The following is a 24,802-nucleotide window of genomic DNA, read 5'->3' as shown; positions in this document are numbered from 1 at the left end:
TGTCCGCCGCGCGACCGCGCCGGCTCATTCCTCGGTGACGACCGCCACGATGGCGAAATGCGGCCGATGGATTCCACCGTCCGGGCGCTCCAGGCGTTCGACCTCGGTGAAGCCGGCGCGCGCCAGCCGCTCGGAGATCTCGTCGACGGGCCACCGGTAGGCGGTCAGGACCTTGTGGTCGAAGGCGTCGACCTCGTCGCCGGCGAAGAGCCCCAGCACCAACCGTCCGGACGGGGCCAGGGCGCGACGGAACGTGGCGAGCACGCCGTCGAGGCGCTCCGGCGGCAGGTGGATCAGCGAGTACCAGGCCAGGATGCCGGCGACTGAGTGGTCGGCGACGTCGAGGTCGTCCAGCGACCCGAGGCGGTAGCTGCCGCCGGGATGGGTCGCCCGCGCGTGGGCGATGAACTCGGGGACCACGTCGACGCCCGTGGCGTCGACGCCCAGCGAGCGCAGGTGGTCGGTGAGGTGACCCGGGCCGCAGCCCAGGTCGAGCACCGGACCGGGTCGGCCCCCCAGGTGCCGGCCGATGAGGGCGAGATCGTCGGGGTCCACCTTCTCCCGCGTGCCGAACAGTTCGATGTAGAGATCCGCGACCGCGGCGTACGCCTGCTGTACCTGTTCCGTGCCCACCGCCCGACTATAGGAGCTCCGCCCTCCGGGCGACCGACCGCACGCAACCGCCCGTCCAGAAGATCGTTAGTGCCCGGGGGGTGGCCGGGATGGCGCACGGGTGGACGGGACGGCTGCTGCGCGATCCGGTGGCCTCGCCCCGGGCGGCGTTTCTCGAACTCTTCTACGACCTGGTCTTCGTCTTCGCCCTCACCCGGGTCGCGCAACGGCTCATCACCGAGCTGAACGCCAGCGAGCCGGAGCGCGACGTGCGGGCGGGGGCCGCCGAGGCGCTGTTCTTCTTCCTGCTGCTCTGGTTGATCTGGATGTTGGCGGCCTGGGTCACCAGCCTCTACGATCCGGCGCTGGCGTTCGTCCAGGCGCTGGTCATCGTGGTCATGTTCGGCGCGCTGGTGCTGGCCATCGGGATGCCGTACGCGTTCGGCGGCCGAGCCGTGGTGTTCGCGGTCACCTACGTCACCATCCAGCTCGGCCGGCCACTCGCGCTCACGCTGGCGTTGCGCCACCATCCACGACGGTTGGTGACGACCCGCATCACGATCTGGACGGCAGTCGCCGCGGTGCCCTGGCTCATCGGCGCCGCCGTGAGCGAGCACTCCCGTCCCGCGGTCTGGGCCGGTGCCCTGGCCATCGAGTACGTGGGGTTCGCCACCGGCTGGCCGATACCCCGGCTCGGCGCCTCCCGGGTGAACCAGTGGGTGATCAACGGGGTCCACCTGGTGGAGCGCTACCAGCAGGTGTTCCTGATCGCGCTCGGCGAGGCGATCCTGGTGATCGGCCTGGCCTCCAGCGCGGACCGGTTGACCCCCGCGAAGGTCGCCGCGTTCGTCATCGCGTTCGCCGTCACGGTGCTGTTCTGGCGGATCTACTTCCACCGCGCCGGACACCTGCTCCCCACCGCGATCCGCGACTCGACGTCCCCGGCGCGACTCGGCGAGCGGGCGACCTACATCCACCTGGTGACGGTGGCCAGTGTGCTGGTCACCGCCGTCGGATTCGAGCTGGTCATCGCCCACCCCACCGACGAGGGCGGGTTGCCGCCGGCGGTCATCATGCTCGGCGGTCCGGCGTTGTTCCTCCTCGCGCAGGGCTGGGCGGAGTACGAGGTCCGCGGGCGGCGCTCCGTCCACCGGCTGGGCGGGGCGCTGGTGCTGATGGCGGCTGTCCCGGTCGGCGCCCGGCTGCCGGGCCTGGCGGTCCTGGTCCTGGCCGCCGTGGTGCTCGGCCTCGTCGGCGGGGCCGACCTGGGCCGTCCCGGTCGAGGTGGCTGATCCGCAGGTCGCCCGCCGGCTGGTACGCCTCGGCATCGGCACCCTGTGTGCCCCGCGGCAGCGATCCCGCCGCCACCGGCTTTCGCCGGTCCCGGGCGGGTTGCTGGTGCCTGAAACTTTCGGCGCGGTGAGGTCGGGACGCTCCCCGGCCGGCGGGCGGTCCTGCTGGCAGCGAGGTTGTTGACGGATGACGTGGCAGTTAGTAGCCTCAGCGCACGAAATAGTGGCATGCAAATGTCTCGATAGATTTCGGAGACGGGAACCGACGACCTCGCCTACGACGCGGCCAGAGTTGACCCCGTCGGTGCGGCCGCCCGTCAGCCGCTGCCTCCCGTGCCCGCAGCCGGCACGCCCATCGCTCCGATCCACCGCGGTCACCCGACCACCGCCCCGCACGATCACCGTATGGAGGGCCGTTGAAACGCGTCCGGACCACCGCCGCAGCCATCGTCGCCACAGCCGCCCTCCTCCTGGCCGGCTGTCAGGGATCGGATGGCACATCCAGCTCGGCCGACACGAAGACGTTCGACTTCTGGTCGTTCGCCAACATCAACCAGAAGGCCGACGTCGACGTCTACACCAAGGCGCACCCGGATGTGCGCGTCAAGCTCACCGAGGTGGGCACCACTACCGAGACCGCCCAGGCGCTCACCGCCGCGCTGGCCGGCGGCAAGGTGCCCGACCTGGTGCTGATCCAGGCCGACGACCTGCCGAAGTTCATGCAGTCGCCGGACAACTTCGTCGACCTCACCACGCTGGGCGCGGGCGACATCAAGGGCAACTACCTCGACTGGGTGATGGCGCAGTCGACCACCAAGGACAACAAGATCGTCGGTGTGCCGACCGACGTCGGTGGCCTGGCGGTCGCCTACCGCACCGACCTGTTCAAGGCGGCCGGGCTGCCCACCGACCGGGAGGCGGTCGCCAAGCTCTGGCCGACGTGGGACGACTTCATCAACGTCGGCAAGACCTACGTCCAGAAGACCGGCAAGCCGTTCGTGGACAACACGCCGACGAGCGTCTTCTTCCAGGCGGTCAACCAGGGCAGCCAGCGCTACTACAGCGCCGACCGCAAGCTGGACTACGACAACGACCAGGTCAAGGCGGCGTTCGACGTGACGCTGAGGGCCTTCACCGCGGGCATCTCCGCCAAGCAGGAATCGTTCTCGTCCGGCTGGACCGCCGCCATGAAGAAGGGCGACTACGCGGTGGTGTGCTCGCCGTCCTGGATGCTCAGCCAGATGAAGACGAACGCCCCGGAGACCAACGGCAAGTGGGACATCGCCACCATCCCCGGCGGCTCGGGCAACTGGGGTGGCAGCTTCCTCGCCATCCCCAAGCGCGCCAAGAACGCGAAGGCGGCGTGGAACTACATCTCCGAGATGCAGTCACCCAAGGGCCAGCTGGCGCACTTCGTGTCGCAGGGATCGCTGCCCACCACGCCGTCGGTCTACACGGACCCGCAGCTGGTCGGCAAGACCGACCCGTTCTTCAACAACGCGCCGATCGGCAAGATCTACACCCAGTCGGTGGTCGGGATCAAGCCCTTCTACTTCGGCCCGAAGGACGGCCCCATCGGCACCGAACTGCTCAACACCCTCACCAGCGTCGAGCAGGGCAAGGTGGACCCGGCCAACGCCTGGAACACCGCCCTGACCAATGTCAAGAACGCCGTGCGCGAATGACGGACGGTTGATGTGCGGCAGCCGGGTCCGGCCCGGCTGCCGCACGTCGGGAAGGTGACGCCTTGACCACCATGCTCAGCCCGGCCGCCGCCGCACCGGACCTCCCACGGCCCAGCCGCAACCGGCAGATCCGGCAGAGCGTACGGGAGCGGCTGGCTCCGTACGCGTACATCTCGCCCTTCTTCATCCTGTTCCTGATCTTCGGCCTCTTCCCGTTGCTGTTCACCTTCTACATCTCCCTGTTCGACTGGGATCCGATCGGTGAACACCGCTTCGTGGGGCTGGACAACTTTTCCGACCTCGTGCACGACCCGCGCTTCTGGGGCGCGCTGCGCAACACGTTCAGCATCTGGGTGCTGTCGACGGTGCCGCAGTTGCTCCTGGCCCTGGGCCTGGCGCACATGTTGAACCACGCGCGGCTGCGGCTGGCCACGGTGTTCCGGATGTCGGTGCTCGTTCCCTACGTCACCTCGGTGGCGGCCACCACTATCGTGTTCGCCCAGATGTTCGACCGGGACTACGGCATGATCAACTGGATCCTCGGCCTGCTGGGCTTCGAGCACATCGATTTCACCGCCTCGCTGTGGGGCAGCCACGTCATGATCGCCACGATGATCGCCTGGCGCTGGACCGGCTACAACACGCTGCTGTACCTCGCCTCGTTGCAGGCGGTCCCCCGAGAACTGTTCGAGGCCGCCGCGGCGGACGGTGCGAACGGCTGGAAGCAGTTCCTGCACATCACCATCCCGTCGCTGCGGCCGATCATCGCCTTCACCGTCGTCACGTCGACCATCGGCGGCCTGCAGGTCTTCACCGAGCCTCTGCTGGCCAACCCGGTCGGTGGCCTCACCTGCGGGGCGGCGCGGCAGTGCCAGACCGTCACCCTCTACCTCTACGAACAGTCGTTCGGGCAGTTCCACTTCGGCTACGGCGCGGCCGTCGGTGTCGCGCTCTTCCTCATCGTGGTGGCCTTCGCCGGCCTCAACTACCTGCTGGCCACCCGCATCCGCTCGGAGCGTCCATGAAGCCCGGAACCTCGACCGCCGCACCCAAGCGGGCCCGGCGGCGTCACGCCAACCGCGTCCCGACGACGGTCTACCTCCTGCTCACCCTCACGAGCCTGGTCAGCGTCTTCCCGCTCTACTGGATGTTCGTGGTGGCCACGACGGACTCCGCCACCGCCACGACCCTCCCGCCGCACCTCACGCCCGGCGGCAACTTCCTGCACCTGGCGAAGCTGGTCTTCACCATCGTGCCGTTCGTACAGTCCCTGCTCAACAGCCTCATCGTGGCCAGCACCATCGCCGTGGGGCAGGCGGTGCTCTGCGCGTTGGCCGGCTTCGCCTTCGCCAAGCTGTCCTTCCCCGGCCGCAACACGCTGTTCCTCATCGTCGTGCTGACCATGACGGTGCCGGCTCAACTGGCTGTCGTGCCGCAATATCTGATCATCTCCCGCCTCAACTGGGTGGACAGCCTCCAGGCGGTGATCGTTCCTGGGCTGGTCAGCGCGTTCGGCATCTTCTGGATGCGCCAGCACATCGGCAACACCATCGACGACGAGCTGATGAACGCCGCTCGGGTGGACGGGGCGACCACCTGGCAGATCTTCTGGCGGGTGGCGTTCCCGCTGGTGCGCCCGGCGGCGTTCGTGCTGGGGCTGTTCACGTTCGTCTACGCCTGGAACGACTTCCTCTGGCCGTTCATCGTGCTGAAGTCGCCGGAGAACTACACCGCCCAGATCGCCATCAAGGCACTGCAGCAGAACCGGGACATCGATCTGGGCCTGGCCATGTCCGGCTCGTTCCTGGCCACCATTCCGCTGCTGGTGCTCTTCGTCTTCGTCGGGCGCAAGCTGGTGCAGGGAATCATGGAAGGCGCGTTCAAGGGCTGAGGTGCCCGGCCCACCACCTCCTGACCACAGCGACCGAGGTCGAACAGGGACGGGCGATGACAGGTGTCCGCCGCCGGCTGGCCGGCCTGCTCCGACGTGCCCGCCGCCCGACCGGGCCGCCCTACCCGTTCACCGTGCGGCGCAGGCTGCGCGTGCCGATGGACGACGGCGTCGAACTGGTAGCCGACCTGTACCAACCGGTCGGCGCCGGGGAACCGCCGCTGCCCACGATCGTGGTCCGCTCGCCGTACGGCCGGCACGGCTCGCTCACCCATGCGCCCGCGCTGGCCGGGACCGGGTTCACCGTGCTGGTGCAGAGCTGCCGGGGCACGGGCGGTTCCGGAGGCACCTTCCGGCCCCAGCTCGACGAGGAGTGCGACGGCATGGCCACCCACCGGTGGGTACGCCGCCAGCCGTGGTTCACCGGCGCCGTCGCGACGTACGGGGAGAGTTACCTCGGCTACACCCAGTGGGCGGTGGCCGGACGGATGTGCCGCGACGACCCCGGGAACGCCCCGGACGCCCTGTGCCTGAACGTCACCATGGCCGACTTCGGTGCGGTCACCTGGACCAACGGCGCCTTCTGGCTGGGCGGCTCGCTCGGCTGGTCGCGCCGGATGGTCCTGCGGGGCCCGCGCGGCGCCCTGATCCGGGCGCGGCTCGCCCGGCGCCCGGATCGGAAACTGGCCGAGGCCCTCGACGTCCTGCCCCTGGCCCGCGGGGACACCGCCGTGGCCGGCCACCCGATCGGCTGGTACCAGGACTGGCTGGCGCACGAGAAGCTCACCGACGACTACTGGACCCGGCAGTCGCACACCGCATCGGTGCCCGACGTGACCGCACCCGTCTACCTGGCCACCGGCTGGTACGACATCTTCCTGCCCTGGCAACTGCGCAACTACGCCCAACTGGTCGCGGCCGGCCGCCCGCCCCGGCTGACCATCGGCCCGTGGGGCCACGGCGGTGAGCGGAGCCCGTTTCTCGCCGAGTCGATCGCGTTCCTCAAGGAACACTTCGCCGGCGCTTCCGCGACCCGGCCGGCGCCCGTGCGCGCCTTCCTCACGGGTGCGGACCAGTGGCACGACCTACCTGTGTGGCCGCCACCGGGCACCGCGACGCGGCGCTGGTACCTGCACCCGTCCGGGCTGCTCGACCCGGCGATCCCCGCCGGGGGCACCACCCGCTACAGCTACGACCCCGACCGGCCCACACCGGCGCTCGGTGGCCCCGACATGGGCCCCAGCTGCGGACCGGTCGACACCCGCGCCCACGAACGCCGCCCGGACGTGGTCGTCTTCCGCAGCCCACCGCTGGCACACCCGGTCGTCCTCGCCGGGGAGCCGGTCGCCCGGGTCCGGTTCCGCTCGACGGCCGCCAGCGCCGACGTGTTCGTGCGGATCTGCGACGTGCACCCCGACGGCCGCTCGATGAGCGTGTGCGACGGCATCCGCCGCATCGGCAGCGTCGGCACGGCGGCCACCGACCCGCCGCCCGACGGGGACGGTTTCGTGACCCTGGACGTGCCGCTGTGGCCGGCCTTCCACCGCTTCGCCTCCGGCCACCGGATCGCCGTGCAGGTCAGCTCGGGGGCGCATCCGCGCTACGCCCGCAATCCGGGCACCGGCGAACCGGCCGCCACCGCGGCCACCACCGTCCGGGCGGAGCAGGAGATCTCCCACGACCCCGCCCACCCGTCCCGGATCGACCTGCCGGTTTGGGACGGGTGGGCACCGGCGACCGGCGGCGGGCGTGGCTGACGCGGCGTCGAGGCCGTCAGGCGGCGCCCGCGCGGAGATCCCCGGTGGTGTGGGCGCGGATGCCCGGGTCGGGGGAGTCGGCGAACCGGGCGACGACCGCGCGCACGTGTTCCTCGGCGGGCGCGGCGAGGCCGTCGTAGACCGAGACGAACAGCTCCCGGGCACGGCCTCGGGGCCAGTCGGCGGGCATCAGCGCGATCGGCAGCTGCGGGTCGAGGACGGGGAAACGCCGGTAGGTGTCCATGACCTCGGTGCGGGTGGCGACCGCGCGGGCGCCGGTGATCCGCCCGGTCCGGATCTGCGGGAGCAGCGGCCGCCAGCGCTCGATGAACGTCTCGTACTGGTGGGCGATGGCGGCCACGTCCCACGCCTCGATCGGCGACCTGTCGCTCGTATTCGCCAGGTCCACGTGCCGGGCCCGGAAGATGCTCATGGCACCGACGCCGAAGGCCCGGAGGCGGTTCTCGACGGTCGGGTTCGGCGCGTCGGGGGAGATCCACAGCCCGTCGAACAGCGACGCGAACCCCAGCCAGCGCAGCTGGTCGCGCAGCGCGCGCCGGTGACCGTTGGCCTCCTGGGGTAGGGAGAAGGCGACAAGCGTCCAGGACCCGTCCCACGAGTCGCCCCCGGCGGCGAATCCGGCTATCCAGGCCCCGCCGCCCAGCAGTTCGTCGGCGGCGGTCCGGGGTCAGCCGGTACGAGCTGCGCCGACCGTCCCGGTGGTTCTCGAGGACTCCCCGGCGGGCCAGCCGGCTGATGGCGGTGCGGCCGCCGGTGGGGCTGACCCCGGTCTCCGCGAGCAGCGCGACGATCGACGCCGAGGGCAGCCAGGCCCGCGTACGCGCGGTGTAGTCAGCGATCAACGTCGTCGCCAGGCCCTGCGGCGAGCTGCCCGCCTGGCGACGGGGCAACCGCACGGAGCCGGCGACGTCGGGGACGATGTCCGCCATCTCGTACGGGATCACCACTGATGCGCTCCGGTGTTCTGGCCGAGCCGGACGGGCGTCTACTGACGACGGGCCGGTCCCGGGGGGACCGGCCCGCGCTTGGCCCGCTGGATCTGCTCGTAGACGCGGGTCCGCAGCTCGGTGAAGCGGGGCAGGGCCCGGGTGGTGAGCTGGTCGCGCTCGGGCGGGAGGTCGATCGCGAGGTCCTCCTGCACCCGGGTGGGGGAGTTGGACAGGACGAGCACGCGTTGGCCCAGATACACCGACTCGTCGATGTCGTGGGTCACGAAGACCGTCGAGATCCGCCGCGTGCGGTGCAGTTCGCGGACGAGGTCCTCCAGGTCGGCGCGGGTCTGCGCGTCCACCGCGGCGAACGGCTCGTCCATGATCAGCACGTCCGGCTGGTACGCGAGGGCCCGCGCTATCGCGACCCGCTGCTGCATCCCGCCGGACAGCTGCCACGGATGGCTGCGCCCCGAATGCGGCAGCCCGACCGCGTCGAGGGCGTCGTCGACCAGCCGGGCGCGTTCGGCGCGGGAGAGCTTCTTGTGGCGAAGCGGAAGCTCGACGTTGCCTCGGACGGTCAGCCACGGATAGAGGCTGCGGCCGTACTCCTGGAAGACCACCGCCATCGCCGGGCTCGGGCCGGTCACCGGCGACCCCTCCATCTCGACGAGGCCGCTGGTCGGCCGGAGCAGCCCGGACAGGCATTTCAGGAGCGTGGTCTTCCCGCAGCCCGAGGGTCCGACGACGCACAGCAGCTCGCCGGGATCCATCGTGAAGCTGATGTCCCCGATCGCCTCGACCTCGCCCCGGCCGGACGCGTAGACCTTCCGCAGGTGCTCGACCCTCAGCAGGGGACGCCCGTCAGCCACGGGTGACCTCCTTCATTCCGTGGTACCAGCGCAGGACGCGGCGTTCGACGACACCGAAGACCACGGCGAGGACGACGCCGATGAGGCCGAGCAGGAGGATGCCGCTCCACATCTCGGCGATGAGGTAGTTCCGCTGGAAGTAGGCGATCCGGTAGCCGAGGCCGGCCGACGACGCGAACATCTCCGAGATCACCATGAGGATCAGGGCCACCGAGAGCGCCTGCCGTACGCCGGTCATGATGCGCGGACTCGCCGCCGGGAGGATCAGCCGCCACAGCCGGTCCCACCGGGAGATCCGGAACGAGTACGCGGTCTCCAGCATCACGCTGTCGGTCGCCCGGACGCCCTCGATCGTGTTCAGCAGGATCGGCCAGATCGCGCCGGAGGAGATGACGACGACCTTCATGGTGTCGGTGATGCCGAGCAGGAGCATCGCGACCGGGATCAGGACGGGCGGCGGAATCGCGCGGAAGAACTCCAGCAGCGGTTCGAGGATCTCGCGGAGCGGGCGGAACCGGCCGATGACGACGCCGGCGGCGACGCCGAGCAGGATCGACGCGAACAGTCCGATCAGGAGCCGGTACACGCTCGGCAGGACGTCGTCGACGAACGCCGGGCCGATCCAGGTCTGCCGGAACGCGTCGAGGAGCGTACGGGGGCCGACGAGGAACCGGTTCGTCGACCGGGTGGACCAGACGGCCCAGAGCCCGACGGCCAGAACGGGGAGCCCGACCGCGAACAGGACGTTCTCGGCGACCCGGACGCCCAGGTCGCGAGGGCGGGCCCGGCCCGTGCCGACGGCGGTCACCGGGTCGCCTCGTCCGCGAGCACCGACTGGTGCCAGGCCAGCGAGCGCCGTTCGACGAAGCGGAACACGACGTTCACCAGCAGCCCGAGCATCCCGGTGACCACGACGAGCCCGTAGAGGCCGACCGCGTCTCCGGCGGAGCGGGACAGCTCGATCATGCGCCCGAGGCCGGGGTTACCGATCACCATCTCCGCGGTCACGGCCAGGATGAGGGCGACCGCCGCGCCGAGACGCAGGCCGGTCATCAGGTACGGCAGCGCGGTCGGCAGGACGAGATACCGAAGCCGCTCGGCACGGGTGAGGCCGAAACTCCGCGCGGTGTCCCGGGCGACCGTGTCGACGTCGGCGACCCCGTAGATCACCTGCACGAACACCTGCCAGAACGCCGCGTAGACGATGATGACGAGCGCGGCGCGCATCTGCAGGCCGAACATCAGCACGGCGAGCGGGATCAGCGCGACCGACGGCACCGGCCGCAGGAACTCGACAGTCGTGTGCGTCGCGCGACGCAGGAACGGCACCATCCCGATCACGGTCCCCAGCGCGACCGCGGCGAGCGTGGCCACCGTCAGGCCGATCGCCCACGACGTCATGGTGAGCCGGACCCGCCGCCAGAACGCCAGGTCGCGGACCTCCTCGGCCAACCGTCCGAACACGTCGGTGGCGTACGGCAGGTAGTGCGGGTCGACCAGTCCCAGGGTCGGGATCAGTTGCCAGACGACGAGGAACCCCAGCAGACCGGCGGCGCCCAGCAGGATCTTGCGCATCGGCCGGCTACTGCTGCTGGATGAGGCGGTCGAAGTCGGGTCGCCGGTCGAGGACGCGGTACTTCTGGGCGAGCGTCGCCAGTTGCTCCAGGCCGGCCCGGTCGAGCTCCCATCCGAACGCCGGGAGCCGCACGGAGTCCGCCACCGCCTCCGGCAGTTTGAGGTTGTCCTTGATGGCCTGACGCAGGTCCTTCTCGTTCGCCGGATCCTTGGCCCAGGTGAGCGTCTTCTTCATCGCCGCCGAGAAGTCCGCGACCAGGGAGGCGTCGGAGTCCTTCAGCTTGCTCGACGTGATCGTCGTCAGGGTGGTGAGTCCGGGAACGGTGGCCTGATAGGGGGCGACCACGAGGACGTCACCGCGTTTGCGCAGCTGGGTGATGAACGGCTCGGTCACCCAGGCGGCGTCGATGTTGCCGGCCGCGAGCTGGGCCGGCGCGTCCGGGAAGGCCACCTCGACGAACTTGACCTTCGCCGGATCGCCGCCGTCCTTCTCGACCGCTGCCATGATCGTGACGTCGCCGGCGGCGCCCAGGCTGTTCACCGACACCTTGCGCCCGGCGAGCTGGGCGGGCCGGGTGATGCCCGACTTCGCCGACGTCACCACGGCGTTGATGTCGTCACCGTCGGCGTAGGACGACGCGTAGTTCCCGATGATCACCACGCCGAGGTTCTGCAGGTCGGCGCGGAACGGGCCGAACGGCTGACCGATAGCGAAGTCGATGTCGCCGTTGAGCAGCGCCGGGATGGCCTGCGCGCCGCCCTGCGCGGGCACGACCTCCACGTCGAGCCCCTGCTCCCGGAAGATGCCCGCCTTGATGCCGCCCCACAGCGCGGCGGTCTCGCTGATCGGCAGCGCGGCCACGCGGACCTTGCGCAGGTCGCCGCTCGTCCCGGGGGACGGATCGGTGGCGTCGGAGTCCGTACAGCCGGTCAGGGCGATCGCGACGGCGGTGAGAACAGCGAGGGCGGTGGCCTTCTTCATGGACGAGCCCTTCCGTGCGAAGCGCTGGTGCATCCGGAGGAGTGAGGGCCGGCGAGGAGAGGTGAACCATCCGACCGCGTCGATCAGCGTCATGCAGAGGTGATTGATTGTCAAGAATTCCGATAAGGCGAATCGCAATGCGAGACGAGTGGTCGGAACTCGATGGGAATACGTCTTGACGCGTGACGATTTTGTGACCAAACTATGCGATTGGTGGTCCGGTGGCGGAGGGAGCGACGACTTGGCGATCGTGATCGTGGGCGCGGGGATCGGTGGCCTCACCACCGCTCTCAGCCTGCACCGGGCCGGCTTCCGTGAGATCACCATCTACGAGCGAGCCGACGTGCTGCGCCCACTCGGCGTCGGGATCAATCTGCTCCCGCACGCCGTCCGGGAGCTGACCGAATTGGGCCTCGGCGACCGCGTGGAAAGGCTGGGCGCCGCCCCCGGCACGCTCGCCTACCACAACCGGCACGGTCAGCAGATCTGGAGCGAACCGCGCGGACTCGACGCCGGATATCGCTGGCCGCAGCTTTCCGTGCACCGCGGCCGGTTCCAGATGGAACTGCTCACCGTGGTGCGGGAACGGCTGGGGCCCGACGTGGTGCGCACCGGGCACCGGCTCGTCGGCGTCCGCGACGGCGTCGCGCACTTCGCGACGGCGGCGGGGGAGGTGAGCGTCGCGGGCGACCTGATCGTCGGAGCGGACGGCATCCACTCCGCGCTGCGCGGGCAACACCATCCCGGCGAGGGACCGCCGCTCTGGAACGGGCTGACGCTGTGGCGGGGCACGGCACGGGCGTCCGGCTTCCTGGACGGGCGAACCATGATCATGGCGGGGGACGCGGAACAGAAGTTCGTCGCGTACCCGATCGGTGCCGGCCTGATCAACGTCGTCGCGGAGCGGCGCGGGCCCGGTTTCGCCGGGCCCAACGCGGACTGGAACCGGACGGTCGACCCCGCGCCGGTCGTCTCCCTCTTCGCAGACTGGCGTTTCCCGTGGCTCGACGTCCCGGCACTGCTCGCCGCCGCCGACGAGATCCTCGAATACCCGATGGTGGACCGCGACCCGATCGACACCTGGACCCACGGGAACACGACGCTGCTCGGGGACGCGGCGCACCCGATGTATCCGAACGGTTCCAACGGGGCGTCGCAGGCGATCCTCGACGGGCGTACCCTCGCCTTCCACCTCGCCACCGCGCCGACGGTGCGGCAGGCGCTCGACGCCTACGAGGCGGACCGGCGGCCGGCGACCACCGCGCTCGTGCTGAGCAACCGGCGGCAGGGCCCGGAACAGGTGATGGTGCTCGCCCGCGAGCGGGCCCCCGACGGGTTCGCGCACATCCACGACGTCATCCCGCCGGAGGAGCTGACCGAGATCGCCACCGGGTACAAGAAGGCGGCCGGCTTCCTGCCCGCCGACCTCAACGAACGGGCCTCCCTGACGCCGACTGTCTTCTCCGGTGTCCTGCCGTGACCGGCCCGGAGCCGACCGGGCTGGACGCGGCGCGACTGGCGTCGGTGATCTCGCCGCTGCGCCGCACGCTGCTCGCCGCCGCCCGGGCCGCCGAGCACCTGCCGGAGATCCCGGACGCGCAGATCGAGATCGTGCGGGCCCTGCCCCGGGGCACCGTGTCCGGTCCCGGCGAGCTGGCCGAACGACTCCGCCTGAGCCGCTCGACGGTCAGCAACCTGCTGACCACGATGGAGGGCAACGGTCTCGTCGAGCGCCGCCCCCGTCCCGGCAACCACCGCCACGTCGACGTCCTCGCCACCCCGAAGGCCCTCGACCTGTTCGACCGCTTCGACCTCGCGAGCGGAGACCTGGTCGCCCGCGCCGCGGCGACCCTGCCGGCGGCGGACCGCGCGGCCCTCGCCGCCGCGGTGCCCGCGCTGGAACGCCTCCGCGACGCCCTCGCGCAAACCAAGGACACCCCATGAGTACGCGTCGAGCTGCCGGTCGGGGCCCGGTGAGCGCCCCGCCGATTCCCGGTCTGGAGGCCGCGTTCGAGGTGGCGGCCCGGCTCGGCGCGTTGGAGGACCACGGGGTGACCCGCGCGGGCCACCGCCGCGTCGTGCCCATCGTCGGCGGCCAGATCACCGGCCTGTTCGAGGCGGAGATCCTCCCGGGCGGCGCCGACTGGCAAGTGGTCCGCCCCGACGGCGCCATCGAGATCGACACACGATACTCGGCGCGCACCGCCGACGGCGGCCACATCTACCTCCGTACGTTCGGGGTCCGCAGCGGACGCCCGGAGATCCTCGAAGCGTTGCTCCGCGGCGATCCGGTCGACCCCGCCGAGTACTACTTCCGCCTGGGCGTACGGCTGGAGACCTCGGTGCCCGCGCTGGCGGTCCTGGAGCAGAGCGTTTTCGTGGCGTCCGCGATCCGCGAGGCCGACCGGGTGCGCTACACCGCCTACCGCGTCACGTAGCCGGCCCCTGGACCCGCGACCAGCCGTGCGGCAGCCAGGGAAGCCCTCGGCTGCCGCACCGCCCCGGGGTCGCCGCCCGGCGACGCGGGTGGCCGGCAGGTCCACCGCTTACTACTGTGGCGGGAGTCCCCGGCGGAACCGGCAGGGGTGCCCTGCGGTGCGGACCGACCGGCACCGGATCCCGGACCGCCCTGGATCGGCTCACCGGCCGCACCGCAGATGAGGGGTGAACGATGGACCGTGACCGCGATCCGCGCGATGTGCACGTGGTCGTGGTCGGTATCGACAGGTACGCGGCGGGCCCCGAGTGGAGCCTGGCCGGACCGGTCGACGACGCCGTCCGGTTCGCTCGCTGGTTCGTGGCCCAGGGCGTGCCGCCCGGGCAGGTGACAGTGCTGTCCTCGCCCGATCCCGGCCCGGACGCCCTCGCGCCGGGAGTCGTGCGGCGTCCGGCCGACCGGGCGACCGTACGCGAGGTGCTGTTGCGCGACCTGCCGGCGCGGCGGGCGCCGATCCTCTATGTGATCTGGGGCGGGCACGGCCAGGTCGACACCGGCCGGCACCGGCAGCTCTACTACGCCGATGCCACGGTCACCGATGCCGGCTCCCTCGACCTCGACGCCATGCTTGCCTCGTACGCCTCGGACCTCGTACCGGCATGCGACCGGCAGGTGTGGATCATCGACGCGTGTCAGTTGCACGGTCGATCGGACGGCGCTCACGTGCCCGGCAGCGAGACCTTTCCCGTGGGTGCGCCGGTTGTCGGCCGCCAGCAGGACGTCCTGTTCGCCGCCGGTCTCGGCCAGGTCGCGGCCAACCTGAGTGTGCGGCGTACCGGGTTGTTCAGCCGGGAGGTCCTGCGACTGCTCGACGGCGGGGAGGCCGGCGGCCTCGCGCAGCCGGAGCGGCTCATGGCCCTGCTGCGGGAGCGGTTCGTCGCGCTGCGGGCGAACGGGCTCACCGCGCAGACCCCGACCTACCTCTGGCACCGCAACGCCCTCGGCGACGAGGGCCTGGTCCTGCACGGGCCCGCGGCCGGGAGCGCACCGCCACCGGCTCCGGCGCCGCCGTCCCCGGCCCTGCTGGGTCCGTTCGTGGAGGCCCTGCTCGAGGTACCGGAGTTCCTGCGGCCGAACGACCGTGAGGAGATCCTGAGCCTGCTGCGTGGCCAGGTGTACGCGGCCATCCGGCGCAGCAGCGCGGCGCGGCTCGACGCGATCAGTGTCGTGCGCACCTGCCTGCGGTATCCGGGCGCCCTGTCCGAACTCGTCGAGGCGGTTCGCTTCTTCGCCACCGACGAGGCCGCGATGGCCCGGGTCGAGAACGCCGCCACGCGGCTGGTACCGAATCCCTGACGTCCGGCGCGGGTTTCGCCGGGCGTCCACATCGGATGCCGGGAACCCGGTTCCACCCTGGTGCCCGTCGCTCGCCGCTTTCGCCGCATGCAGCGGTACGTAATAATGTCGCTATCGACTGTCATCACTTGGGGGTTGCCGTACATGGAGGAACGCCTCGCCGGTATCGAGTCTGAGCTGCCTGACTTGTCGGCGGTGACCGTGGCGACGCTGCGATCCCTTGACCCCACCGGCATGACTGCGGCGATCTCGCGGGTAGCAGAAAGAGTCGCTGACTCGGGGGGCAGCATCAGTGGCTACAGCGGCTCCTTCCCGAGCCGGATACGGTCCGCCGGGCCGGATTCGGAGGAGCATGTCGTCTGATCCCCTCCCGTTAGGTCCGACCCGCCTCCCACACGCACACTTCCACGCCCTGGCCACCGGGGCCGGCGACGACCAGAGCATCGCGGCGCTCTGGCGCTCCGAGCGCAGCTGGCGGCTGATCGTGCTGCGGGCCCTGTTGGACATCTGCGCCGACCGGGCCGACGCCTGCGGTCCGCTCGCCCCCGCCAGTGACGCCTGGGACCTGCTGGTCCGGGCGTACGACGCCGCACCAGAGATCACCGAGGACATTCTGGCCCGGCCGCAGGTCGGCAGCTGGGCCGCACACACCCTGCGCCGGCTGCGTACCAGCGGCGACCCTGCACCGTCCTGGCCCGACGTCGGCTACCTGCACGCACTCGCGGCGGCGAGTGCCGTCCGGGCCGGCCTCTCGTTCGAACTGGACATCCCGGCGCGGCACGGGACGGCGGTCCTGCCCACCGTGGGCGCCGCGTCGGTACCGCCGGAGGCCGACGTCGTCCGGGTCCGGGCCCACGGTGGGGGAGAGGTCGACCTGGAGACCGGCGCCCGCACCGTACGGTGCCGAGCCGGCGACCCGGACTGGCACGAACCTGTTGTCATCGAGGTCCGCGCGGGCGGCACCGGGCTCCGGGTCGAACTGCTCGACCGCGACCTGTACCGCGACCTGCGCGGCCCCACGCCGCCGGACCAGCTGTCGCAGTCCGAGATCGCCGGCTGGCGCGCGGACCTCGCCCGCGCCTGGGCGTTGCTGGTCGACGAGCAACCCGGCCCCGCCGAGGCGATCGGCGGCATCGTGCGCACCTTCACGCCGGTGCCGTCCCGCGAGCGGTTCCGCCCGCTGTCGGCCTCCGGCACCGAGGCGTTCGGCGGCATCCTGCTCTCCCGACCCGACGACCCGCTGCAACTGGCGGTGACCCTGGTACACGAGTCCCAGCATCAGAAGCTCGGTGCCCTGACCCACCTGCTCACCCTCTGCGAGGCCGACGGCCGCCTCCGCTACTACGCCCCCTGGCGGGACGATCCCAGGCCGCTTCCCGGCCTGCTCCAGGGTGCGTACGCGTTCGCCGGCATCACCCAGTTCTGGCGGGTCCACCGACAGCGGGCCGCGCCGGGGCAGCGGGCAGCCGCCGACTTCGAGTTCGCGCTGTGGCGGCGACAGACCCTGAGCATCCTGCGGGCGCTCGCGGGGTCCGGTCGGCTGACCGGGCATGGTCAGCGGTTTGTCGACACCCTGTCCGCGGAGCTGACGGCATGCCAGGACGAGCCCGTGTCGGTCGCCGCCGGCGATGTGGCGCACGCCGCCGCCGTGGACCACCACGCGTTGTGGCGGGGTCACAACATCGTCCTCGACCCCGCCGACCACGACGCGCTCGCGGCAGCCTGGCGGCGCGGTACCCCGGCAGCGGACGCGGTACGCGCCGTCGGCACCGCGAAGGTGCGGGCCGAACCGCCGGTGGGCCTGCTCGACGCGCGGGCCGTGCTGAGCCGGTACCTGCTGTTCGACCCGGACGCCTTCAACCGGCTGGCCGCTCAGCCCGACGATGTCGGTGCGACGGTGGCCGGCGCCACAGCGGCCGACCTGGCCCTCGTCGCCGGCGACGTCGAACGGGCGCGTGCCGACTACCTCGGCGAACTGCGGCGGGACCCATTCAGCGTGCACGGCTGGGTGGGTCTCGGCCTCGCCCACGTCGACCAGCCCGGCGATCCGGTGACGCGGGCCCTCCTGGGCCGGCCGGAACTCGTCCTGGCCGTGCTCCACGGGCTGCGGTCACGCGGACCGGCCGCGGTCATCCCGGATCCGCTGGAGTTGGCCGGCTGGATCGGTGCCGGGCTGGGGGACCGGGAGCTCGACAGCGCAGATCCGGCGGGCTGGCCTACTGCCTGACCCGCCGGACCGCACGCCGGCCGCTACAGCGGCAGCGGGTCGATGTCGCAGTTGGCCCGTACGCCGGCGCCGACCGCCGCGACCGCCGGGTGCCGGGCGCCGAGGGTCTGCCGGAGTTGCTCGAGGCTCGTGTCGAACAGCGCGCCGGCCTCCGCGTCGCGTCCGAGATCGCGTAGGTCCATGGCGAGGTTCAGCGCGCACACGAGGCTGGTGGGATGCGTGGTGCCCAGCACCCGACGGCACTGTTCGAGGGTGTCCGCGTCGAGGGCCCGCGCCGCGGCGGCGTCGCCGAGGTCGTAGTGGTCGCTTGCCAGGTTGATCCGGGCGACCAGCACCAGGGCGTGCGCATCGCCGAGCCGCCTGGTCAGCCGGTCCAGCGCCGCCTCGTCGAGCTCGCGGGCCTGTTCGCTCTCGCCCAGCAGGCGCACCGTCACGGCCAGGTCGACCTGCGCGCCCGCCGCGTGCGGGTGGTGCTCGCCGTACAGCCGACGCAGCCCGTCCACCGCCACCTCCGCCGCTTCCCGGGCGGCCCGCAGGTCACCGGTCAGCCGCTGGTCGATGGAGAAGGTCAACGTCGCGAGCACGGTGTCCGGATGGTCGTCGCCGTAGCGCGTACGGAACCGGCGGAGCACGTCGCTGGACAGGTCGAGGGCGTCGTGGTGGTGGCCGGCCTTGCGCCTGAAGCTCGCCAGCATGTGGCTCTGCCGCAGGACCTCCGGGTGGTCGTCGTACCTCAGCATCCGGCGGGCCGTGGCCACCACCGTCTCCTGGTTGGCATGCGCCGCGACGTAGTCACCCAACTCCCGGCGGTCGAGGTTGATGCCGCCGAAGGTGCTCAGGCTGTCCAGGTGGTCGGTGCCGTAGATCTGCACTCTGCGCTGGTAGGACTGCTCGTCGAGCTGCAGTGCCCGGCCGAACAGGCCGGACAACCGCATGCTGACGGCGAGGTTGTGCGCGGCGCGCAGCGTGAAGGGCTCCTCCTCACCGAAATTCCGCTTCGCCTGCTCGTACACGGCCAGTGAGCGGTCCAGCGCACCGGCGAAGTCGCCGGCGACGCGGTGGTCGGCGGCCACCGCGCCGAGCGCGTTCAACGTCTCCTCCTGGTCCTCGCCGAGGGTCTGCCGGTAGAGCTTGAGGGTCTCGGCGTTCAGGCTGGCCGCGGCGGCGTAATCGCCCACCACGAAGTGCATGAAGCCGAGCCAGCTGGCCATCCGAAGGCTGTCCGGGTCGGGCTCGTTGCCGTCGGCCCGCCAGGCCGTCCACGCACGCTGGGCCAGGTCCCGGGCGCCGAGGTGGTCGCCCCACCGCCAGAGGTACTGGGCCTCGTTGCGCACCATGTCCCGGACGAGTTCGTTCCCGCACCGCTCCGCCCCGGAGGCGACGATGTGCGGGTAGAGCTGCGCGTACCGCGGCCAGTGGTCGGCGTCGTCGGGCTGGTCCGGGTCGTTGCCGGCCAGCAGCATGTGAGCGCCGTGCCGCAGGGCGTCCCGGTCCTGCGGGTCCATCTGGTTGATCAGCACCCGTTGGACGAGGCGGTGCATCTGGAAGGAGTTCGTCCGGTGGTCGATGCGCGCCAGCGAGAGCCGGCCGATCGTGCGGATCGCCCGGTTGAGGCGGACCGGGTTGCGGACGAGGAGATCGAGATCGGGATGGATGCGCAGCGCGCGCGGCTTCGACAGGAGCACCTTGCCGATCGGCTCGGGCGCGAAGAACGCGCACATCTGCAGCAGCCGCAGCGCCGGCAGGTCCTGGCCGCGCAGCCAGTTGAGCGACACGTTCCACGCCGCGGCGACGAGCTCCGGATAGTCCTGCTGGGTGCTTTCGTCGTCGAGCAGCGGCCGGTTGGCGTCGAGGAGTTCCAGGTATTCGTCGGCCGGCATCCGCGTCTCCGCGCGCCAGGCCGCCGCCTGCTCGATGGCCAGCGGTAGGTCACCCAGTGCCGCGGCGAGCCGGTCGGCGTCGTTGACAGCCAGGTCGGGCCCGCGACGGCGGAGCAGATCGATGCTCTCCTGCCGTTCGAACACGTCGACCGGGAGGCTGTTGGCCACCTCCCGCCACGCGCCGTTGCGGGAGGTGACGACGATGCTGCCGGGACCGCCCTTGGGGAAGAACTGTTCGACGCTCTCCGGGTCCTCGGCGTTGTCGAACACGAGCAACCAGTTGGAGTACGGGCGCCCGATGCGCAGTGCCTCCAGGGCCGCAGGTACCGCCGTGTTGGCGGTGGACGGGACCGGCAGCTCCAGGCGTGCCGCCAACTCGACGAGCGCGGACTGGATCTGGGCCGGTCGTTCGGCCGGGATCCACCAGATCAGGTCGAAGTCCTGCTGATGGAGGTAGACGTACTCGATGGCGAGCTGGGACTTGCCCACCCCGCCGGCGCCGTGCAGCGCCTCCGGCAACACGGCGGTGGTGCCGGCACGCAGCCGCTGGTGCAGGCCGTCGAGCAACTCGCGCCGCCCGGTGAAGTTGGTGTTTCGCAGCGGCAGGTTGCCGACGATGGCCGGCAGTTGCCCGTCGAGCCATTGCGCGGGCTGCAGGTCGTTGCTCGGCCGGCTGCTCGGGATGATGCCCCGCGCGGCGTCCAGCGTGAGGTGGGGCGCGCTGCCGAACGAGCCCCCCTGGTCCGGCGAGTTCACTCTGTCAGACATTCCGGACTCCATGGTCCTGTGGGCGATAACGGAAGGCGGCTGCAGTACTCGACGTACCTGCCGTGGGATGGGAGAGCCGAGCGACTCACCCAGCCGTGCGGCTGCGACGAGGTTCGGCCCACCCAGCGAGAGGTGAACAGCCAGTTCGACCCGCAGGTAGGGCTCGGCGACCGGAGTGACGCGGTCGTACGACGCGTTCCGCGGGTCCTTCACGCGGAGGGCGAGGTTGCGCACCGCCTCCACGTCGTGTGCGAGTTCGTACTCGACGAGGTGCTGGACCTCGATCGTGCGGTCGCGGTATCCGAGCGTGAGGAGCCGCTCGCGTGCGCCGTGCACGAACTCGTACCTGATGCTGGTGTCGCCGCTGGCCGCTGCCGTGCGCGGAACCGGGCGTACCAGGTCGCTCGTCAGCACCTCGGTCACCTGCTCCGGCCCGGAGCGGACCGTGGTGCGCGCCACGGCGCGGATCATCCGGACATTGAGCGGTGCGGCCGCCAGCCGTGTCGCCAGCGTGAACGCGGCGGGCGACACGGTGGCCCGGAACCGGGCGACGAGATCGTGAGCGGTCAGTGACCGGCCCGGTCGGCGGGCTGTCGGCTCGTCGGACGGCAGGAGCAGCGCGGGTGTCCGCAGCTCGCCCGCCGACGGTTCGGCCAGTAGTCGGCTCCACCGCTGCAACCAGTCCATGCCACGTTCGATGACCGGCACGGCCGTCGGCTGGGCGTCGTCCCGATCGTCGGGGGCGCGCAGATCCGGGCCGGTGAGCCGCCAGGGCGACCGGGCGGTCGCCGATCCCGCGCCGTCGAGGCGCCACGCCACCTCGGTCGTTTCCATGCCCCGCTCGCGCCAGCGCTGCTGCGGCAGCAGATTGACCACGGCGACGGGCACGCTGCCGGCCCACGCGGCCAGCACGGGATGGACCAGTCCGGTTCGCCAGGCGTCCGACCCGCCGTGCGTCACCAGGAAGATGACCCGCTCGCCGGCGGAGTCGACCAGGCTGGCGGGCGGGGCCTTGCCCGCCCCTGACTCGCCGGCCACCCACACCGCGCCGTCGTCGACAGTCAGGCGCATCACCTCGACCGACGTGAAGGCGCGCTGGGCCCGCAGCACCGCCACGAACGTCGAGACCTCGTCGGCCCAGAACTCCATCACCGGGTCGTGGTCGACTACCACGACGAGCTCGCGCCCGCCGCGTGCCGGAACGAGCCCGAGGGCCTCGGCCTGCCGACTCCCCGCGGTGGCGGTCGCCGAGGCCGGCCGGCTCATCGCGTACCCGCCGAGGTGGAGGTGAGCCGCGCCGATCGCTGGCGGCGGGCCCCGTCGGCGGCACACCACGTCCGGTGGTCGGTGCCGCTCATGCCAAAACCTTTCGCCTGCCGTCGTCGGTGGCGGCCGTGCCCCCTGGCTGCCGGTCCGGGTCGTCGAACAAAATCACCAAGCCGTGTCCCATGTGCGGGCCGAGCACGTCGGGGTCCTCACTCCACGCGAGCTGCCGCAGGCGCGCGGCATGACGCGGAAGCTCGACCACCCCTCGGCCGGACACGTGATCGCCGATCATCGACGCGACAGTCTCGCACAGGTCCTTTGTGGATGGTGCGTTCCGGTGCCAGACGATTGCCGGAACTCCGGACCGCAACCCGACGAGCAGTTGCCGCTCACCGTCGCTGTTCGCGGTCGGGGTTTCGCTGAGCACCAGCACCGCGACGCTGCTCTTGCTGTTGAGGGCCGCCTGGAGCTGGACGTCGACCTGGTGCCGCGACGCGCAGTGGATCAGCTGCCGGTCGCCGTCACTTCGGGTCAGGCCCTGCCAACGGTTGCGCCAGACCCGGTGCCAGTGGCCGGCGCGGATGCGGTCCAGGCTCCTGATCACCAGCGGATATTCCGTCGTCAGCGGGCTGGGCAGCGGCGACTGGAGTTCCTTGCGCCAGGTGTCGACCGGCTCGTTGATCAGCTGCCAGGGCAGCACGAACTCGATGGTCACCGCACCGCTCTGATCCGCCCATCGGCGTTCGGTCTCGTTGATGACCTGGTCGACGGCCGCCTCGAGCTCCCCGTACCAGACGCGCCGATCCTCGCCGCGGATCGGCTGCCACACCGGGGACGACCACTGATACCAGTGCGACATGATGTAGCTGTCGTCGTCGCCGCCGTACTTCTCGAACTGGATGACCAGGTAGGCGGTGCCGACGGGCGCGGGAAGCTCCGGCTGGGACGCCTCGATCTGTTCGGTGGCCCCCCAGTCCCGGGCCAATTGCGCGACCAGGTCCCGCATCCGCTCCTGAACCGCCTCCGGTACGGCAGGTGTCACCCTGTCCAGCAGCGCCAGCCACGGCGGCACCGAGGCGTGCGAGTTCGCCGACGCGAGGTGGGTGAGGAGATCCCAGGCCGTCCGGCACCAGGGCGGGGGCGGGGTCGCGCGGGTCTCGGCGACGAACCGCCGCAGCTCCCCCGTCACATCGACGGCCGACAGCGCGTCGCGCAGCCAGGGGACGTCGTGGTCGATGAACAGCTCGACCGTGTGCCACTCGTCGGCCAGGCGCAGCAGCGTGATGGTGTGATCGCTGCCTGGTTCGAGTAGCTCCATGCAGTCGACGAGGCGGCGCAGCCCGCCCGGGCGATCCACGCACACCGTCACGAGCTCGACGATCTGGGGTCGCAGCAGGCTCAGCTCCCGGTAGCCCAGCGCGCCGGCCAACGCGTGGTTCAGTTCCTGGAGCAGCAACTGCCGGCTGCCCGGGTCACGGATGATCGAGGACGCCTGCATGACTGTCGCGATCTGCCCGACGAGCCGGCGGCGTTCGTCCACGACGGCCGGTGAGTAGCGCCGCGAGGCCTCCCGGGCGGGCCTCATGTCACCGCTCGCTGGCGGGGACTCGGCGGGCCATCCCGGCCAGCGCCATCAGGAGGGCTCCGACCGGAACGGGTCGAGCATCCCCAGCGCCTCGACGACGTCGGCGGCCTCGCCGGTCACCTCCACGCGCCGCCGCTGGACGCCGTCGTCCACGACGGCGCGGACGGTGACCTGCCCGGTGCGCCGGCGCAGCAGCGACAGCAGGGCATACCACCCCGCGGAGGAGCCGACCCCGGCGACGATCTGGAGCAGAGTGTCGGTTACCGGGCCACGCGACGCGACGAACTCGCATTCCGCGGCGGGATGCCAGGTCTCAGCCACCAGACCCGCGGCCGCCAGCTCCCGTATCAGCGTCGGGGTCGAGGTGGGGTAGACCGGGACGCCGTCGTCCTCGCCGAGCGGCAGAAAGGTCACGTCGGCACCGGCTCTCGGGCCCAGATCACGGTGGCGGTCCGTGACGACAATCGAGACCTTTGGTGACATGGGCCTATGGTATTAGTCGAGGCCGGAACCGTGTGATCGACAAAGTGTCGCCAACTTGACAGATCTCGATGCTTCTCGGCCTTGACCTGCGGCGTCGTCCACTCTGCGGCCTCCGGCCGGGCCGGCCTCCACAGGCGCTCACGCGGTCCCGGTCGGAGCGCGGCGGGCACGGAAGCGGGCGCGGTACGCCTGGGGCGATACCCCCAGCTCGCGCCGGAAGGTGTGCCGAAGGTTGGCGGTCGAGCCGATCCCGGTCCGCGTGGCGATCCGGCCGATCGGCTCGTCGCCGGCCTCCAGCATGCGCTGGGCGGCGAGCACCCGCTCCCGAGTGAGCCACTGGTGTGCGCTCATCCCGGTGAGTCGGTGGAAGTGCCGGGCCAGGGTACGCGGACTCATGTGCACCCGTTCGCCCAGCGACCGCAGCGACAACGGCTGGTGCAGGTGCCCGCGCATCCACTCCAGCAGCTCCGGTAGCGGGTCGCCGGGCGGGGATCCGAGCGGCGCGTCGACGAACTGGGCCTGACCGCCGCTGCGGTAGCCGGCGAGCACCAGACGGCGGGCGAGCGCGGCGGCCGCGTCCGCGCCGTAGTCCCCGCGTACCACGTGCAGGGCGAGGTCCATGCCGGCGGACATGCCGGCGGCGGTGAGGACCCCGCGGTCGTCGACGAACAGCGCTCGCGGGTCCACAGTCGCGGCGGGGAAGAGCGCCGCCAGCAGCGGCGCTGTCGCCCAGTGCGTGGTGACCCGCCGGTGGTCGAGGAGACCGGCGTGGCCGAGGATGAAGGCACCCGTGCAGATCGACATGATGCGTGCCCCGCGCCGGTGTGCCCGCCGCACGGTGGCCAGCAACGGCTGGGGCGGCACCTCGTGCTCCCTCGTCCAGCCCGGTACCACGAGCAGGTCGGCGGCCTCCGCCTCGGTCAGCCCGTACGGGGCGGACACGGTCACCCCGCCGTCCAGTTCGACCTGCCCCGCGTCGATGGCGCAGGTTCTGGTCCGGTACCACGAGCCGAACCGGTACGAGTAGTCCACCCCGAAGATCTCGTTGACCGTGACGTAGTCGAAGCTGCCCGCCCCCGGGTACGCCAGCATCGCCACGCTCGGCCCGTCGACCGCCATCGCAGACCCCCCGCCTCCTCGGCCGCGCGGCCCTCCCGGATCGGCACCGAAGCGCGGCGCGGCAC

Annotated in this window: 20 protein-coding genes and 2 pseudogenes; 10 read left to right on the top strand and 12 right to left on the bottom strand. The window is 71.4% G+C overall.

Annotated features, from left to right (window positions below; all coding sequences use genetic code 11):
• Nucleotides 1-24: 24 nt before the first annotated feature.
• A complete protein-coding gene (locus ACLQ27_RS05480) occupies nucleotides 25-633 on the bottom strand; it encodes a class I SAM-dependent DNA methyltransferase (protein ID WP_357574141.1) in 609 nt (202 codons plus the stop codon).
• 89 nt (nucleotides 634-722) lie between these two features.
• Between ACLQ27_RS05480 and ACLQ27_RS05475 the strand changes: the two genes are divergently transcribed.
• The 5 genes from ACLQ27_RS05475 (at nucleotide 723) to ACLQ27_RS05455 (ending at nucleotide 7,237) form a co-directional block, all read left to right on the top strand.
• Nucleotides 723-1,904: a low temperature requirement protein A gene (locus tag ACLQ27_RS05475; protein WP_357574140.1), complete on the top strand. Its 1,182-nt coding sequence runs from the start codon at nucleotides 723-725 to the stop codon at nucleotides 1,902-1,904.
• Between the two features lie 416 nt (nucleotides 1,905-2,320).
• Nucleotides 2,321-3,589, top strand: coding sequence for an ABC transporter substrate-binding protein (locus ACLQ27_RS05470; protein WP_357492653.1), 1,269 nt, complete (start codon nucleotides 2,321-2,323; stop codon nucleotides 3,587-3,589).
• A 71-nt stretch (nucleotides 3,590-3,660) separates the two neighbouring features.
• A complete protein-coding gene (locus tag ACLQ27_RS05465) occupies nucleotides 3,661-4,614 on the top strand; it encodes a carbohydrate ABC transporter permease (protein ID WP_357493424.1) in 954 nt (317 codons plus the stop codon).
• On the top strand, nucleotides 4,611-5,480 hold the full coding sequence (locus ACLQ27_RS05460; protein WP_234582710.1) for a carbohydrate ABC transporter permease: 870 nt from the start codon (nucleotides 4,611-4,613) through the stop codon (nucleotides 5,478-5,480). Before ACLQ27_RS05465 ends, ACLQ27_RS05460 begins: the two co-directional genes overlap by 4 nt.
• A gap of 56 nt (nucleotides 5,481-5,536) precedes the next feature.
• On the top strand, nucleotides 5,537-7,237 hold the full coding sequence (locus ACLQ27_RS05455; RefSeq protein ID WP_425865818.1) for a CocE/NonD family hydrolase: 1,701 nt from the start codon (nucleotides 5,537-5,539) through the stop codon (nucleotides 7,235-7,237).
• Nucleotides 7,238-7,253: 16 nt separating this feature from the next.
• Here ACLQ27_RS05455 and ACLQ27_RS05450 read toward each other — a convergent pair whose 3' ends face one another.
• From ACLQ27_RS05450 to ACLQ27_RS05420, 7 genes and pseudogenes are all read right to left on the bottom strand, one after another.
• Nucleotides 7,254-7,670: a PaaX family transcriptional regulator C-terminal domain-containing protein gene (locus ACLQ27_RS05450; protein WP_425865817.1), complete on the bottom strand. Its 417-nt coding sequence runs from the start codon at nucleotides 7,668-7,670 to the stop codon at nucleotides 7,254-7,256.
• 18 nt (nucleotides 7,671-7,688) lie between these two features.
• Nucleotides 7,689-7,883 (bottom strand): annotated as a pseudogene (locus ACLQ27_RS05445) (PaaX family transcriptional regulator C-terminal domain-containing protein); the annotation flags it as partial.
• Between the two features lie 100 nt (nucleotides 7,884-7,983).
• Nucleotides 7,984-8,187: pseudogene (locus tag ACLQ27_RS05440) on the bottom strand (PaaX family transcriptional regulator C-terminal domain-containing protein); the annotation flags it as partial.
• A 56-nt stretch (nucleotides 8,188-8,243) separates the two neighbouring features.
• Nucleotides 8,244-9,059, bottom strand: a complete 816-nt coding sequence (locus ACLQ27_RS05435; protein WP_357492647.1) for an ABC transporter ATP-binding protein — start codon at nucleotides 9,057-9,059, stop codon at nucleotides 8,244-8,246.
• A complete protein-coding gene (locus ACLQ27_RS05430) occupies nucleotides 9,052-9,867 on the bottom strand; it encodes an ABC transporter permease (RefSeq protein ID WP_425865816.1) in 816 nt (271 codons plus the stop codon). The genes ACLQ27_RS05435 and ACLQ27_RS05430 overlap by 8 nt, the downstream gene beginning before the upstream one ends.
• Complete coding sequence (locus ACLQ27_RS05425; protein WP_234582715.1) at nucleotides 9,864-10,634, bottom strand: ABC transporter permease; 771 nt, start codon at nucleotides 10,632-10,634, stop codon at nucleotides 9,864-9,866. Before ACLQ27_RS05425 ends, ACLQ27_RS05430 begins: the two co-directional genes overlap by 4 nt.
• A gap of 7 nt (nucleotides 10,635-10,641) precedes the next feature.
• Nucleotides 10,642-11,616 (bottom strand): ABC transporter substrate-binding protein, encoded by a 975-nt coding sequence (locus ACLQ27_RS05420; protein WP_425865815.1) that lies wholly within the window; start codon nucleotides 11,614-11,616, stop codon nucleotides 10,642-10,644.
• 250 nt (nucleotides 11,617-11,866) lie between these two features.
• Here ACLQ27_RS05420 and ACLQ27_RS05415 point away from each other — a divergent pair, with 250 nt between their 5' ends.
• From ACLQ27_RS05415 to ACLQ27_RS05395, 5 genes are all read left to right on the top strand, one after another.
• Entirely contained in the window at nucleotides 11,867-13,096 is a 1,230-nt protein-coding gene (locus ACLQ27_RS05415) for a flavin-dependent oxidoreductase (RefSeq protein ID WP_425865943.1), read from the top strand.
• Nucleotides 13,093-13,560: a MarR family winged helix-turn-helix transcriptional regulator gene (locus tag ACLQ27_RS05410; RefSeq protein WP_357492641.1), complete on the top strand. Its 468-nt coding sequence runs from the start codon at nucleotides 13,093-13,095 to the stop codon at nucleotides 13,558-13,560. Before ACLQ27_RS05415 ends, ACLQ27_RS05410 begins: the two co-directional genes overlap by 4 nt.
• Nucleotides 13,557-14,054, top strand: a complete 498-nt coding sequence (locus ACLQ27_RS05405; protein ID WP_357492639.1) for a DUF3237 domain-containing protein — start codon at nucleotides 13,557-13,559, stop codon at nucleotides 14,052-14,054. Before ACLQ27_RS05410 ends, ACLQ27_RS05405 begins: the two co-directional genes overlap by 4 nt.
• 233 nt (nucleotides 14,055-14,287) lie before the next feature.
• Entirely contained in the window at nucleotides 14,288-15,409 is a 1,122-nt protein-coding gene (locus tag ACLQ27_RS05400) for an effector-associated domain 2-containing protein (protein WP_425865814.1), read from the top strand.
• A gap of 352 nt (nucleotides 15,410-15,761) precedes the next feature.
• Complete coding sequence (locus ACLQ27_RS05395) at nucleotides 15,762-17,636, top strand: aKG-HExxH-type peptide beta-hydroxylase (RefSeq protein ID WP_425865813.1); 1,875 nt, start codon at nucleotides 15,762-15,764, stop codon at nucleotides 17,634-17,636.
• A gap of 23 nt (nucleotides 17,637-17,659) precedes the next feature.
• Here ACLQ27_RS05395 and fxsT read toward each other — a convergent pair whose 3' ends face one another.
• The 4 genes from fxsT to ACLQ27_RS05375 all read right to left on the bottom strand — a co-directional run bounded on the left by fxsT (nucleotide 17,660) and on the right by ACLQ27_RS05375 (nucleotide 24,737).
• Complete coding sequence (gene fxsT / locus ACLQ27_RS05390; protein ID WP_425865812.1) at nucleotides 17,660-21,550, bottom strand: FxSxx-COOH system tetratricopeptide repeat protein; 3,891 nt, start codon at nucleotides 21,548-21,550, stop codon at nucleotides 17,660-17,662.
• 88 nt (nucleotides 21,551-21,638) lie between these two features.
• Nucleotides 21,639-23,135, bottom strand: coding sequence for an effector-associated domain 2-containing protein (locus ACLQ27_RS05385; RefSeq protein WP_425865811.1), 1,497 nt, complete (start codon nucleotides 23,133-23,135; stop codon nucleotides 21,639-21,641).
• Between the two features lie 48 nt (nucleotides 23,136-23,183).
• Complete coding sequence (locus ACLQ27_RS05380) at nucleotides 23,184-23,549, bottom strand: hypothetical protein (RefSeq protein ID WP_425865810.1); 366 nt, start codon at nucleotides 23,547-23,549, stop codon at nucleotides 23,184-23,186.
• A 207-nt stretch (nucleotides 23,550-23,756) separates the two neighbouring features.
• Nucleotides 23,757-24,737, bottom strand: coding sequence for a helix-turn-helix domain-containing protein (locus ACLQ27_RS05375; RefSeq protein WP_425865809.1), 981 nt, complete (start codon nucleotides 24,735-24,737; stop codon nucleotides 23,757-23,759).
• Nucleotides 24,738-24,802: the final 65 nt, after the last annotated feature.

Origin of the sequence: Micromonospora sp. DT63 (assembly GCF_049841615.1) — a bacterium.
In the GTDB taxonomy this organism is placed as follows: domain Bacteria; phylum Actinomycetota; class Actinomycetes; order Mycobacteriales; family Micromonosporaceae; genus Micromonospora.
This window is presented reverse-complemented; position numbering and strand designations above follow the sequence as displayed.

What these genes read in the sequence shown, in the direction of transcription:
- ACLQ27_RS05475 (WP_357574140.1), top strand. Translation starts at nt 723, where the DNA reads ATGGCGCACGGGTGGACGGGACGGCTGCTGCGCGATCCGGTGGCCTCG.
- ACLQ27_RS05465 (WP_357493424.1), top strand. Translation starts at nt 3,661, where the DNA reads ATGCTCAGCCCGGCCGCCGCCGCACCGGACCTCCCACGGCCCAGCCGC.
- ACLQ27_RS05460 (WP_234582710.1), top strand. Translation starts at nt 4,611, where the DNA reads ATGAAGCCCGGAACCTCGACCGCCGCACCCAAGCGGGCCCGGCGGCGT.
- ACLQ27_RS05455 (WP_425865818.1), top strand. Translation starts at nt 5,537, where the DNA reads ATGACAGGTGTCCGCCGCCGGCTGGCCGGCCTGCTCCGACGTGCCCGC.
- ACLQ27_RS05450 (WP_425865817.1), bottom strand. Translation starts at nt 7,670, where the DNA reads ATGAGCATCTTCCGGGCCCGGCACGTGGACCTGGCGAATACGAGCGAC.
- ACLQ27_RS05425 (WP_234582715.1), bottom strand. Translation starts at nt 10,634, where the DNA reads ATGCGCAAGATCCTGCTGGGCGCCGCCGGTCTGCTGGGGTTCCTCGTC.
- ACLQ27_RS05420 (WP_425865815.1), bottom strand. Translation starts at nt 11,616, where the DNA reads ATGAAGAAGGCCACCGCCCTCGCTGTTCTCACCGCCGTCGCGATCGCC.
- ACLQ27_RS05405 (WP_357492639.1), top strand. Translation starts at nt 13,557, where the DNA reads ATGAGTACGCGTCGAGCTGCCGGTCGGGGCCCGGTGAGCGCCCCGCCG.
- ACLQ27_RS05400 (WP_425865814.1), top strand. Translation starts at nt 14,288, where the DNA reads ATGGACCGTGACCGCGATCCGCGCGATGTGCACGTGGTCGTGGTCGGT.
- ACLQ27_RS05395 (WP_425865813.1), top strand. Translation starts at nt 15,762, where the DNA reads ATGTCGTCTGATCCCCTCCCGTTAGGTCCGACCCGCCTCCCACACGCA.
- fxsT (WP_425865812.1), bottom strand. Translation starts at nt 21,550, where the DNA reads ATGAGCCGGCCGGCCTCGGCGACCGCCACCGCGGGGAGTCGGCAGGCC.
- ACLQ27_RS05385 (WP_425865811.1), bottom strand. Translation starts at nt 23,135, where the DNA reads ATGAGGCCCGCCCGGGAGGCCTCGCGGCGCTACTCACCGGCCGTCGTG.
- ACLQ27_RS05375 (WP_425865809.1), bottom strand. Translation starts at nt 24,737, where the DNA reads ATGGCGGTCGACGGGCCGAGCGTGGCGATGCTGGCGTACCCGGGGGCG.